This window comes from Marinobacter sediminum, from assembly GCF_016820575.1.
Lineage (GTDB): Bacteria > Pseudomonadota > Gammaproteobacteria > Pseudomonadales > Oleiphilaceae > Marinobacter > Marinobacter sediminum.
The window spans coordinates 1,461,679-1,474,051 of sequence record NZ_JAEMQH010000001.1 but is presented as its reverse complement, the minus strand read 5'-3'; the positions used below and the strand labels follow the sequence as shown (position 1 = coordinate 1,474,051).

Below are 12,373 nucleotides of genomic sequence, written 5' to 3'. Positions count from 1 at the left end.
ATCGCATTCCGCGGGTTGTTGATTCTGTTCGACGAGGGGCCTCATGGAACTTTATGGGCTGGTAACACTGGTCGGAGTTGTTCTGCTGCTGGCGCTTGAGCCCGTCCTTGCCAGAAATTCGCTGCATCATTCCCGCCTGGACCGTTGGTGCAATAACATCGGGCTTGCCTTTACCAACGAGGTTATTCGCTTTTTTTTGCCGCTGGCTTTGGCGCTGGTCGCGGTCGACGGGCCATGGCAGGCCTTTAATGCCAGTTCCCTCGGACTGCTCTGGGGCACGCTTCTGGCTTTTATCATCATGGACTTCAGTCTGTACTGGGTTCACCGCTTCAGCCATGAACTGCGCTGGTTATGGCGCCTGCACCGTACCCATCACAGCGATCTGGATATGGACGTCACCACGTCTTTCCGGCACCACCCTGGCGAAGTTGGCCTGAAACTAATCCTGATGTCCGGCTTTATTGGCCTGCTAGGTTTCACACCCGCTCACCTGCTCACATACGTGCTTTTACACCGGTGCTTTGCGCTCTGGTCGCACTCAAACATCCGCATGCCAGAGAGCCTGGAACGGCAGCTCGCCAAAGTTCTGGTCACCCCTCGGGTACACCAGATCCACCATTCAGCCTGGCAGCCAGAGACCGACAGCAATTACGGACAGGTTCTTACCCTGTGGGACCGTCTTTTCAAAACCTATCTTTCGCCGGATCAGGTGCCATGCCCCGCACGCTTCGGCCTCGAAGACTTCCGCTCAGATGAGGACCAGCGCCTGAGCGCGCTCTTCGCCCAACCTATTCGCTAGCCACTCCAAGTGATTCCGAGTTACCGAAGATTCTGGACCGCGCCTTTTACATGACTGGCGAGGGCATCATTGAGCGGATTGGAGCCGCGGCGAACCAGAGCCAGCTGGTAGGAACCGATTTCGGGTAAGTCATCGCTGACTATCTGTTTTAACGGAGGCCGAACCAGGCTTTTGGGAAACGGTGCTACCGCCAGGTCAGCCAACATGGCCGCCTCCTGCCCGGAGCAATGCTCACAGGTATAAGCAATGCGATAGGGTTTACCGGCACGGTCAAGGGCCTCAAGTGTCATTTGCCGCCAGGCGCAGCCTTCGTGTGCCAGGGCTATCGGCAGCGGCGTCCGCAGGACTGCAGAACTTCCTTCCCGGCCGGCCCAGACCAACGGTTCATCGTGAATAATCTCGCCACGGCTTTCCCGCCCCTCCTTCGCAACAGTCACCAGCACCATGTCCAAGTTCCCCGAATCGAGGCGAGCCAGGTTCTGCTTGCTGGAGCCAACCACCACATCCACCAGAACTGCGGGATAGGAACGGGCGAACTGGGCAAGCACCTCGGGCAGAATCCGGGTTCCCACATCGTCCGACGTTCCGATCCCCACTTTGCCCTCCAGCGAAGGGGCAATAAAGTGCTGCACCGCCTCCTGATTCAGGCGAAGCAATCGACGACTGTAGTCCAGCAGAACCTCGCCCTCTGCAGTCAGAGTGACCTGTCTGGGCTCGCGGATAAACAAGCTCTTGCCGAGGTTCTGTTCAAGCTGTTTGATCTGCATGCTCAGTGCAGAAGGAGTGCGGTGAACCATCTTGGCGGCTTCGGTAAAGGTGCCGCATTCCGAGATAGCTACAAAGGTGCGGAGTACGTCGTTATCGAGCAGGGGCATGTTCACGTGTCTCGCCTCCCGAGATGAAGGGTGCAATTTTACTTAAGCATAACTGAAGGCAGACTTAAATTCTTTTCGTTTGATTGAACGCATCACGGCAGCCATCCTAATGCCATGGAGCACTGGCAAGACAGTAAGTCGCTACAAACCACGTGCGTACTACAGGCCAAATCACTAACCGACAGGTGATGAACATGCTGGCATTCAGGAACCATCATCAACTTACCCCTCAACAGCCGTTTACCGCCTGGATGGAGAGTTATTCGCGGCGCCAGAATTTCCGGCGCATGGCTCGGTCACTGCTGGCTGAGCGGGACGAGATATTGTCTGACCTGGGTTACAACCGTTACGACCTGCTTGACGCTTTGCATCTGCCTCTTCATAGCGATGCGATGCAGTACATTGAGACCCGGCGGTCAAAGCATAAACAGCAAAATCGAACGGACTGACTGTCAGTCTTACCGTGGCAGTTGAGAAAACCGAACAACGGTGAACCCGTCGGCCAGAGAGTCGGCGAGGTGTTGAATGTGTGTGGGCGTAATTTCGCAACAACCACCGACCACAGTGGCACCATCCGCCAGCCACTGATGAACTTCCCGGGTGTAGCTGACCGGGGAAACATCGGGCCTTGCCTCCAAGGCATCAACTGAGCCACCACTGGCCATGGCTTCCACCGACGTGAATGCGTTGGCGTAACCGCCAACGTGGGGGTACAGGCCAGCCAGTTCAGGCATGGCAGCGGTGACCACTTCCGGATCACAACAATTCAGCATGACTGCCGTTGGGGTATAGGGCGCAACGGCAGCAACGGCCTCGGAAAGACTTTCTCCGGACTTAAGCTTGCCATTGTCCTCCAGGCGGAAAGCCACACCGTAGGGCTTGCCTGAAGCCTGAGCTGCAGCGCAAGCGGCTTTCGCTTCCAGGGTATTGGTCATGGTTTCGATGAGAAGAACGTCGGCACGAGACTGAAGACGTGCCAAGGTGTCATATTCCGCCCTCAGATCCTCAAACGAGCGATCGGGCTGAACTTTATAGCTGCCAACCAAAGGCCCCAGACAACCGGCAATGTCCACGTCGACGCCAGCAGCCTTAATCGCGCTCTCCAGCACATGGAAGGCCTGCTGATGAATCGCTTCCAGACGATCCAGCATCCCCTGCTCGCGCAACCGGGTTGGCGTGGCCGCGTAGGTGTTGAGCGACAAGGTTCGGGCCCCGGCCCGGATGAAATCCTCATGCACACTGGCCACCACCTCCGGCTGTTCCAGCATGACGGCGACCGACCACAGCGGCGAGCTCACCTCGCGAGCACGCCGGTAAATTTCCTGGCCAAGACCACCATCAAGAAGGGCAACAGATCGCATAAGGCGTTTGGGTCCTTAAAATTCAGTGTGAGACGATTGTCATTATGACAGCGAATGTAAAAACCCGAATCCTCCTTCGGTCTAAACGACTGAATATTTATCTGGTGCGTTATCCGGAAGGCCATAAGGTAGGCCCCCACCTGGACATGATTGCCAAGGGGCGCCTGTATAAACTCAATTGTGTGCTGGTTAAACCAAAGGTGGGCGGGGAATTCGTCTGCGAACGGAATCTGTTTAACCTGGCGGGGCGAGTCGTCCTGTTTCGCCCGGACCTATACCAGCATCGCGTCGAGAAAATTCAACGCGGTAACCGCTGGCTGCTGAGCTTTGCGCTAACCGTTTGAGCCAAGCCATCCGATCGACTGAATGGCCTGAAGAGCAGATAAGGGATTCACTCCCAGGCAGCTATTTCGCCATATGGGCCGCAAACGCGACGACAAACGCGGCCTCCTGAAACACCTTCAAGCCGGTCTCCGCAAAGGTGATCGGCAGCGGATTGGCCGCCAGCGTGGATTTGATCTGCGCTGGCGACAGCAGCGTCACATCCACGTCCACCTCTGAAATGAGCTGAATGGTCGCTTCCAGCTTGAAACTGATCGCGCCACCCGCGAACTTCCCCTTCGGCATCCGCTCCTTGATCGCGACTTTTTGCACGCCATAATCCGACAGTAACTTTGCGAACGAGGCTTGGAATTCCTGCAGGTCTGCCCGGGTGTGGTTCTTCTTGAGGGAGAGTTTACGGACCTTGCATTCGGGAAGACTGAACTGCCCCTGATCCAGGTTCAGCAAACACACCACGGCATCGCTGCCGCTCAGTTCAACACCACAAATAATCATCCAATCACCTCAATTGCCGTCAGCCGCAGCACTTCTTGAATTTAAGCCCGCTTCCGCAGGTGCACGGGTCATTGCGAGACGGCAGCTTCTCTGCAGTGACCGTATTGCCCTTATTCAGAATCACAGTCAGCTCGTTGATGGATTCCGTAGCGCCTTCGCGGGTATCCAGAGCAACGTCCGCATACAGCCCGGCCTCGGCCACCTGCGCTTCAATCTCTTGTTTGCGCGCTTCACTGGTTACCACCAGCGACAGCGGGAACTTCCGGGTGCCGCTCTTCTGGCTGGCGTTGGTCTGAAAACCGCCGTAAGTGGTGTGATGCTGACGCGCATCCTGACGGCCTTTGTAGAAAAATTTGTCTGACATATCGTCATCCCGATTGGTTGAGAAAGACAAAGGGCTCACGAAGATCTGCGCAGGCCGCTGTCGAGGCCGAGAGTTTTAGCACGCTTCCCGGAATTTCTGTTAATGCTTTTCTTCACGAGCATACCTTCGATGCACCCACCATGTGCAGTTGCACCAAACGATTGCATGAATCCTGTCCAAAAAACGATTACTGACAGGGGCACTTACATGCCAGCGTGTATATTTAAAGCCTTTCTCCCCTTATGGCACAGCGGTTGCAGACTCAGCATCCAAAGAGCGTTAGAAACAAATGGGAGCCGACTGTGCACTTAAAACGATTTAAAACCCTATGGGGTCATGATGACTCGCTAGCCCAAGCCATCGATCAAGTAAAAGAAGCAGGTTTCGACGGGATTGAGGCTCCGGTGCCTGGAGAAAGCCGGGCGGCTCAGAGTTTTGGTGCCACTCTGTCCGAGAACAAGCTGTTATGGATTCAGGAGATCTGCACAGCTGGGAGCTACGTTCCGAGGCGCGATGCCAGTATTGAGGAGCACCTGAAGGATTTTGAGGCCAAGCTGCTGCGTGCCGGTGAAACCGGCCTGAGACCTGAGTTCGCGAATGTCATGGGCGGCTGCGACGCCTGGCCCATCGACGACTCGGTTCGTTTTTTCTCGGAAGCCCAGAACATTGCAGACAGGCTCGGCATTCCGGTCAGTTTCGAAACACACCGGGGCCGCAGTTTTTTCAGCCCCTGGAATACCGTCGCCATTCTCGAAAAACTTCCCGACATAGACATCACCTGCGACTTCAGTCACTGGGCTGTTGTCTGCGAACGCCTACCCCACATTGAATGGGACTGCATTGAACGAGCAGCTCAGCAGGCCCGGCACATACATTCTCGCGTCGGATACGATCAGGGGCCACAGGTTCCCCACCCTGCGGCCCCCGAGTACGCCGAGGCACTCGCTTCACACCAGGCATGCTGGGAAGCCGTTTGGCAATCCCAAGCTGAACGGGGCCTCAAGGTCAGCACCATGACCCCGGAATTCGGCACTGACGGCTACCTGCACCTGCTGCCCTTCACCAAAGCTCCGATTGCGGATCTTTGGTCACTCAATCGCTGGATCGGAGAAGAAGAGTTGGCGCACTTCGAGCGCTGGCAGTCCTCCTATACAAAGACATCCAAGATCGCCTAACGCTTCAAGGAGAGAGCAAGACCATGTTCAACATTACTCAGCATTTCCGCCATTCGGACGGGGTCTGGCCGCTGATGCTTGTGCTGGCATACATCATTACCACCTACGTTGGAGGCTGGCTGCTTATGGCCCAGGCCGGCCTAATGCTGCCAGCAATGGGGGTGCTTGCCTGCGCTCACGGCATGGTCATCGCCGCATACTTGGTCCATGACTGCGCTCACAATGCCATTTTTAAGAAGACGGAACACAACACACGGCTGGGTAAATTACTGAACTGGATAACCGGTGGCAGTTATGGCACCTACGAGGACCTGCGCTACAAACATATGCGCCACCATGTTGATAACGCTGATCCGATCTCCTTCGATTATCGCAACTGGTTAAAGGCCCATTCGAAAACGGAAAAAGTGGTCTTCGCCCTTGAGTGGTGCTATGTCCCCGCCGTGGACATTCTGATGCACGGGATGCTGGTCGCAGCCCCTTTTACCTCTATAGGCAAAAGCGCTTTCAAAAAACGCACACTCGTTGTTGGTTTGACCAGGCTGAGCCTGCTTGTTGCACTGGCATTATGGAGCGTGAAAGCGGTTTTACTTTACGCTCTTGCCTATACCGCCATGCTCATAATGCTTCGCTTCTTCGATGCCTATCAGCACAACTATGAAATCGTGGTTAATCTGAATGATCCCTCCGCTGAGCTGCCGCATAAAGGCAACCGGGAATACGAGGAGAACAATACCTACAGCAACCTGATCTCACGCCGCTGGCCGGTGCTGAATCTGCTGATCCTGAACTTCTGCTACCACAATGCCCATCACACCAAGCCCACCATGCCCTGGTACAAGCTCCCCGCCCTGCACCGGGAACTCTATGGCGATAACTACACCCGCACGGTCGGACTCAAGGGCCAGCTAAAGAGCTACCACCGCAACCGCATCGCAGGCATTTACGCCGAGACCTACGGCCAGGTGGAGGTACCCGAGGCCCTGCGGGAAGGCAGGGCCGTGCCGGTGTATGGCCTCAGCTTCCTGACAGCTTTCTGAGGTGACGCCCATGACCGCCCGACTCTCGGAACAGGCAACCGGCCAGGCCCGACTGGCACCGGCCGAACATGCGCGCACTCGACGAAGCCCCCGGCGCTGGTTCGATTTCAACCAAACCCTCAAGGGCAGCCAGCGCCTGTTGCTCGGCAGCCTTGGCTGGCTCGGCTTTTTCCTACTGTGGCAGATCACCTCGCAGATGGAATTGGCTCCGGACCGACTCTATCCCGGACCCGCCGCGGTGTTCGGCTCGCTTTGGGAACTGTTTGCTGAAAAGAATTTCCTCAGCGACGTCCTGTCCAGCGTCACCCGCATCGTGCTCAGCTTTGCCATTGCGGTCCTGATTGCGCTGCCGATCGGCCTGTTGATGGGGTCCTTTGCGCGGGTGGATGGGGTACTCAACCCGCTTCTCGGTGCCTGGCGGTACCTGCCCGCGCCCGCCTTCATTCCCCTGCTGCTGATGTGGCTGGGCACGGGCGACACCCAGAAAATCACCCTGTTGCTGATGGGCGTGGTGTTCTTCCTGGTCATCATGCTCGCCGATGTCACCCGGCAGACCCCAAAAGTGTTGATCGAGACCGCCAAGACCCTGGGCGGTGGCCGACGCACCACTCTCTGGACCGTGGTGTTCCGCCATTCCCTGCCGGGTTATGTCGATACCTGCCGCCAAATGCTGGCGGTGAGCTGGACCTACCTGGTGATCGCCGAGATTGTCGCGGCCACCGACGGCATCGGCGCCATGATGATGCGGGCAAAACGATTCGTGCACGTGGACGACATCATGGCCGGCATTGTCACCATCGGCGTGCTCGGCCTGCTTTTCGACGTGCTGTTCAGACTGCTCTATCGCACCTGCTTTCCCTACCTTGGCCGAGGTCATTCCTGATGACCACGCCCAGTCGTTCCTGTTCCCCAACCCCAGAGGTAAACACCATGAACTGGCTTATACGTTGTCTCTCAGTGCTGCTGCTAACGGCGCTGTCCACCAGCGCGCTCTCCGCGGAAAAAGTGCGCCTGTCCCTGTTTTCCTGGCCCGGTTACGGGTTCTGGTTCATCGCGCAGGAGAAGAACCTGGCACCGGATCTGGACCTTGAGATCGCCATCATTGAAGACCCGTACGAAAGCTTCGGCCTGATGTCTGCCGACGCGCTGGACGTTACCTCCAGCACGGCGGAGTACGCGCCGATAGCGGCTGACAAGGGCGTACCGGTGAAGATGGTGACCTACACCAATCCCTCCTACGGCACCGACAAAATCGTGTTGGCGCCGGGCATCGAGACTGCCGAGGACCTGAAGGGCAAGTCCGTGGCCGTGCTCGAAGGCGGCCTGACCCAGATCTTCATGGGCAAATGGCTGGAGGCTAACGGGGTTGGCATCAACGAGGTTCAGTTCACCAACCTGATCATGGACGACGCCGTCGGCGCCCTGGTCGGTGGCAATGTCGCTGCCGCCGAATTCTGGGAACCGTTCGGCTCCCAGGCCCTGGCTGCGCTGCCCGACGCCACCGTTGCTGCCACCTCCGAGGAGCCTGGCTGGATCGAAACCGCGCTGCTGGGTGACGCCATGTACATGAGCGACGCCTTTCTCAGCGAAAAACCGGAGACCGCCGCCAAAGTCATGCAGGCCTATTTCGACGCCGTGGATTTTTGGAAAGCCAACCCTACCGAGGCTAACCAGATCATCGCCAAGGGCCTGAACTTCCCGGTCGCAGACGTTGAAAAGGTTCTGGGTACCAACGGTGAGATCTACAAGGGCGGGATCTGGATCTTCGACAAAGCCGAGGCCGCGAAATACATGGGACTGATGCCCGGTGAGTTGCCGCTGGGACTGCCAAATGGCCAAATCACCAACCACTGGGAAACCATCACCGACTGGTGGCTCAAGTTCGGTCTGGTGGATGACCGCCATCCCATGGAGTCGGGCATTGATATGGCCCCGCTGAAAACCATCCTGTAAATCCTGCAAATCTGAAGGAGAAGTCCAATGCCCTACATCAGCTCCCCGGCAAGCAAAGCCGCCCTGAAAGCCGGACTTTCAGTTACGGGTGTCAGCAAGGAGTTCCAGTCCCGCGGACGCACGGTGCAGGCATTGGACGACATAACCCTGGCGCTGCCGGCTGGCAAGGTAGGTGTTTTACTCGGCCCCTCCGGCTGCGGCAAGTCCACCCTGCTGCGCATGGTGGCAGGCCTGGAGCAGCCATCGGCCGGCAACATCTGCCTGAACGACCGCATGGTGGACCAGCCCGGGCGGGACCGGGGTATGGTGTTCCAGGACTACACTTCCTTCCCCTGGTTGTCCGTTCGAGAGAACGTTGCCTACGGTTTGGAAATCAACCGGGATCGTGATGCTTTGAACGAAGGCACTGTAGATCACTTCATCCGTGCGGTCGGGTTGGAAAAATTCACCGACGCTTACCCGCATCAACTCTCCGGCGGAATGCGCCAGCGCGTTGCCATCGCCCGCACCCTCGCCAACTACCCCGAACTGCTACTGATGGACGAACCCTTTGGAGCGCTGGACCCGGAGACCCGGTGGCAGATGCAGGACCTGCTGCTTGACGTGGTTCGCAAGGAACGCACCACCGTGCTGGTGGTGTCCCACGACATCGAGGAAGCACTGTATCTCGGCGACACCGTATTTTTTCTGTCCCGTCATCCGGGGCGACTGAAAGAAATCATCGACACCGGCTTCAAAGCCGCCTTGCCGTCAGGCGATCGCGAAGCCTTCCTGCAATCCGACGACTACCGTCGACTGGAGCTGCACATTCGACGCCTGATGCGCGACGAAGGACGCAATGCGGCCTAGCCAGGAGCTGCGCCCGAATCCCGCCAATCAGTCAGAAAAAGCCTGCATAATAGAAGCCTCTTCCTACCACACTGCACAGTCAGGATATCCGGACACCCCGTCCGGATTCCCGGCCACTCCTCCCTGCTCACGACAATCCAAAACCATCCAGATCAACCAGTTACCCAACTGGCATGAAACTTCCTTGGTATTAACCGCCTAACAATAAATCCAACAAAAGGAGCATCAGATGATCACACGTTCATCCATATCACTGCGCGTTGGCACCGCGCTGTCGACATTTGTGCTGTCAGCCCTGCTGATGGCTCCAGCCGCGCCCTCCTCTGCGGGCCAAACTTACTCTTATTCCCTGCCACAACAACCCTACAGCCAGTCTCGCACCCGGGATTACAAAGTGTATGTGCCGGATAATCTCACCACACCCGCGCCCATGGTGATGGCGCTGCATGGCTGCAAACAGACCAACAACGACGTCCTGAACGACTGGGGCCTGACCGCCGCTGCGGACACCTACGGATTCATCCTGGTGGCGCCATTCATCACCAGCTACGACGGCATGCGCAACGAGAACTGCTGGGGATTCTGGTTTGATCATCATCGCCATGAAGGCGCTGGCGAGACGGAAGACCTGCACCAGATCGGTCTTGCCGTTGAGGCCAACTACAGCATCGACCCCAATCGCCGCTTTATCACCGGCTTGTCCTCTGGCGGCGCCATGACCATCGTTGCCGCCGTAACCCACAACGAATACTGGGCTGCCGCGGCACCCGCTGCCGGCTTGCCGTACGGCGAAGATGCGGGCTCGGTGTCGCTGTCCGGCCAGTGTCCGGGCAGCGCCAATTTTCACAGCGTGTCCCGCGTCGTCTCGGATATGCAGAGCGAACTGGATGACAGCTATCCCATTCCACTCATGGTGCTGCAGAACGAAAATGACTGCACCGTGCTGAAAACGGCAGCGGATAACACCCGAGATGCCCATCTCAAGGTCTTCGGCACACCCGCCTACGACACCACCACCGAGGCCCAGGCGTCATCCACTGCGTGTGCGCCCTATTACCAGAACAACTACAGCTGCCAACACATCCGATATACCGAAGACGGTACTGTCGGCACCCGCTCCGTGGTTGAGACCATTTACCTCGATGGCCCTTTATCCACCCCCAATACTCAGGACACGAATCACGGGCATTACTGGGTTGGTGGCGCCAATGGCAACAACGGCAAATGGTCTGTGAAAGTCGGCCCCAGCTACCCGGACATCATCTGGGATTTCTTTGATCGCCACAGTCGTGACGGCTCCCAGCCCGAGGGTTTCCCTGTCATCACATTGATTGGCGACAACCCGATGACCGTGGCCGTTAACACCACGTTCACAGATCCCGGCGCGACCGCCGACGACGCGGAAGACGGTTCGGTCACTGTCACCGCCGATTGCAGCGCGGTGGACACCTCAACCATTGGCTCCTACACCTGCACCTACTCGGCGACCGACAGCGACAGCAATACCACCGTGAACGACCGCGAGGTGGTGGTCTATGACCCCAATGCCCCGACCGAAACCTGTGAACAAGCCACCGCCTCGCCCAACGCGCACATCTCCGCGGGGCGCGCCTATGCCGGCGGCGCTTACAACTACCGTACCTTTGCCAATGGCGATGACGTCGACATCGGCGCGTCCTACGACACCTGGAACAGCGTCACCCTGTACGAAGGTGATCCCGGGCTCTGGTACTCCAGCGAACCGAGCGCGTGCAGCGGTGGTGGGGATGGTGGTAACGGAGGTGGCGGTGAGCCTCCAGCCTGCCAGGACTGGAACGACACCAACCTTAACCACGACAACGCAGGCCGCGCCTATTACGCCGGTGGCTATTACTCAACGGGAGGGGATGACTTCCTCGGCTCCGTATCCGGGGTTTATACCTGGGTGAAGGAGACCAGCGAGGGATTCTACGAAGCGGGCCAGTGTAACTGAGCTAAGGGAATTCTAAGGAGTGAACGAGCCCGCCGCGAATGATCGGCGGGCTCCCAAACTCATTCAGTCTCCAACTCGCTTCAAAAACGCCACGAGCGCCGGCATCAACAGAATCAAAATAGTGATTCGCGCCAAGTGATGCGATGTGACAAAAGCCGGCTCAATTCCCAGGGAAAGCGCGACCAGGCTCAACTCGGGAGCGCCACCGGGCATATACGCCAGCAGTGCGGCAGCCAGTGAGAACCCGGTCGTCACGTGTGCAATCCAGGCGGCGACGATGGCAATAATGAGCAGTACCAAAGCCTGAACCAGGGCGATCACAATGCTAGAGCCTACCGACGCCAGCGACCCCCCAACAAACCGGGCGCCAACAGACACCCCGATTACTATCTGGGCCAGAGCAATGACCGCGGGTGGAATAGTGGCTTCACTAAGACCACTCACATGCAGCGCGCCGGATAACAGCACTGGCCCGAACAGCAACGGATTTGGCAGCCGCAGGCACTGGCCGAGCCAGGCTCCGGCAACACCCGCAATCACCAGCATCAGCGCCTCGTCAAAACCTGGAAACGCCAGCCACTGAGTCAGTGTCATGCTGGGCTGCTGAAGGCTAACGTGCTCAGACCACTGCATTAACGGTGGAATCACCAGCAACACCACCAGAATGCGAACTCCGTGGGTCAGTCCGACGATCCGCAAATCGGCACTGCTGTCTGCGGCCATCAAGGTGACGGAGGAGATACCACCGGGGACACCTGAATAGATAGCGGTTTCAACAGAGTTACCGGCAACCCGCCGGCTAAGCCAGACCGAGACCACGATCATGACTGCTGTAGCCATGAACATGATGGCAAGGCTGATACCCCAGAGCGCAAGGTTTGCCGCCAGATCCGGCGTGAAAGCACCGCCCAGCATGACACCAATCACCACCAAGACGGATTTGCGCGAGTTCGTGGGCGCCTGTAGCCGGACGCCAGCGAGGCTTAGCACCGTGGTCGCAATCAACGCACCCAGCAACCAGGGCAAGGGCGTGTGAACGGCGTAGGCCAGGCCACCGCCTACGCCGCCAATCGCAAGCGCCGGCAGCAGTCTGCCACCCGCGATGCAACGCTCTTTGATCAGGGAAATCAACGTTGAGTCCCCTGCTT

Annotated in this window: 14 protein-coding genes; 9 read left to right on the top strand and 5 right to left on the bottom strand. The window is 57.8% G+C overall.

Going from position 1 to position 12,373, the window contains the following annotated elements:
• Positions 1-43: 43 nt before the first annotated feature.
• Positions 44-799: a sterol desaturase family protein gene (locus FGO67_RS06640; RefSeq protein ID WP_203299869.1), complete on the top strand. Its 756-nt coding sequence runs from the start codon at positions 44-46 to the stop codon at positions 797-799.
• Between the two features lie 20 nt (positions 800-819).
• On the opposite strand, the gene FGO67_RS06635 is transcribed toward FGO67_RS06640, so the two are convergent.
• On the bottom strand, positions 820-1,674 hold the full coding sequence (locus FGO67_RS06635) for a LysR substrate-binding domain-containing protein (RefSeq protein WP_203299992.1): 855 nt from the start codon (positions 1,672-1,674) through the stop codon (positions 820-822).
• Positions 1,675-1,868: 194 nt separating this feature from the next.
• Between FGO67_RS06635 and FGO67_RS06630 the strand changes: the two genes are divergently transcribed.
• Entirely contained in the window at positions 1,869-2,123 is a 255-nt protein-coding gene (locus FGO67_RS06630) for a hypothetical protein (protein WP_203299868.1), read from the top strand.
• A gap of 9 nt (positions 2,124-2,132) precedes the next feature.
• On the opposite strand, the gene FGO67_RS06625 is transcribed toward FGO67_RS06630, so the two are convergent.
• The gene (locus FGO67_RS06625) at positions 2,133-3,035 is read right to left on the bottom strand and encodes a homocysteine S-methyltransferase family protein (RefSeq protein ID WP_203299867.1); all 903 of its coding nucleotides are present in this window, start codon (positions 3,033-3,035) and stop codon (positions 2,133-2,135) included.
• Between the two features lie 44 nt (positions 3,036-3,079).
• On the opposite strand from FGO67_RS06625, the gene FGO67_RS06620 reads away from it, so the two are divergent.
• Positions 3,080-3,379 carry a 2OG-Fe(II) oxygenase gene (locus FGO67_RS06620; protein WP_203299866.1) on the top strand — a complete coding sequence of 100 codons (300 nt, stop codon included), beginning with the start codon at positions 3,080-3,082 and terminating at the stop codon, positions 3,377-3,379.
• Positions 3,380-3,440: 61 nt separating this feature from the next.
• Here FGO67_RS06620 and FGO67_RS06615 read toward each other — a convergent pair whose 3' ends face one another.
• Together FGO67_RS06615 and FGO67_RS06610 are read right to left on the bottom strand one after the other, a co-directional pair.
• Positions 3,441-3,872, bottom strand: a complete 432-nt coding sequence (locus FGO67_RS06615; protein WP_203299865.1) for a DUF3010 family protein — start codon at positions 3,870-3,872, stop codon at positions 3,441-3,443.
• Between the two features lie 19 nt (positions 3,873-3,891).
• Positions 3,892-4,236 carry a PBPRA1643 family SWIM/SEC-C metal-binding motif protein gene (locus FGO67_RS06610; RefSeq protein ID WP_203299864.1) on the bottom strand — a complete coding sequence of 115 codons (345 nt, stop codon included), beginning with the start codon at positions 4,234-4,236 and terminating at the stop codon, positions 3,892-3,894.
• 302 nt (positions 4,237-4,538) lie between these two features.
• Between FGO67_RS06610 and FGO67_RS06605 the strand changes: the two genes are divergently transcribed.
• The 6 genes from FGO67_RS06605 to FGO67_RS06580 all read left to right on the top strand — a co-directional run bounded on the left by FGO67_RS06605 (position 4,539) and on the right by FGO67_RS06580 (position 11,225).
• A complete protein-coding gene (locus tag FGO67_RS06605) occupies positions 4,539-5,411 on the top strand; it encodes a sugar phosphate isomerase/epimerase family protein (RefSeq protein WP_203299863.1) in 873 nt (290 codons plus the stop codon).
• A 23-nt stretch (positions 5,412-5,434) separates the two neighbouring features.
• Positions 5,435-6,451 (top strand): fatty acid desaturase family protein, encoded by a 1,017-nt coding sequence (locus tag FGO67_RS06600; protein ID WP_203299862.1) that lies wholly within the window; start codon positions 5,435-5,437, stop codon positions 6,449-6,451.
• Positions 6,452-6,461: 10 nt separating this feature from the next.
• Entirely contained in the window at positions 6,462-7,334 is an 873-nt protein-coding gene (locus tag FGO67_RS06595) for an ABC transporter permease (protein ID WP_238942188.1), read from the top strand.
• Between the two features lie 47 nt (positions 7,335-7,381).
• On the top strand, positions 7,382-8,404 hold the full coding sequence (locus tag FGO67_RS06590) for an ABC transporter substrate-binding protein (protein ID WP_238942187.1): 1,023 nt from the start codon (positions 7,382-7,384) through the stop codon (positions 8,402-8,404).
• Positions 8,405-8,431: 27 nt separating this feature from the next.
• Positions 8,432-9,253, top strand: coding sequence for an ABC transporter ATP-binding protein (locus FGO67_RS06585; protein WP_203299861.1), 822 nt, complete (start codon positions 8,432-8,434; stop codon positions 9,251-9,253).
• 229 nt (positions 9,254-9,482) lie between these two features.
• Complete coding sequence (locus FGO67_RS06580) at positions 9,483-11,225, top strand: extracellular catalytic domain type 1 short-chain-length polyhydroxyalkanoate depolymerase (RefSeq protein ID WP_203299860.1); 1,743 nt, start codon at positions 9,483-9,485, stop codon at positions 11,223-11,225.
• Between the two features lie 63 nt (positions 11,226-11,288).
• On the opposite strand, the gene FGO67_RS06575 is transcribed toward FGO67_RS06580, so the two are convergent.
• Complete coding sequence (locus tag FGO67_RS06575; protein WP_203299859.1) at positions 11,289-12,356, bottom strand: AbrB family transcriptional regulator; 1,068 nt, start codon at positions 12,354-12,356, stop codon at positions 11,289-11,291.
• Between the last annotated feature and the right edge of the window lie 17 nt (positions 12,357-12,373).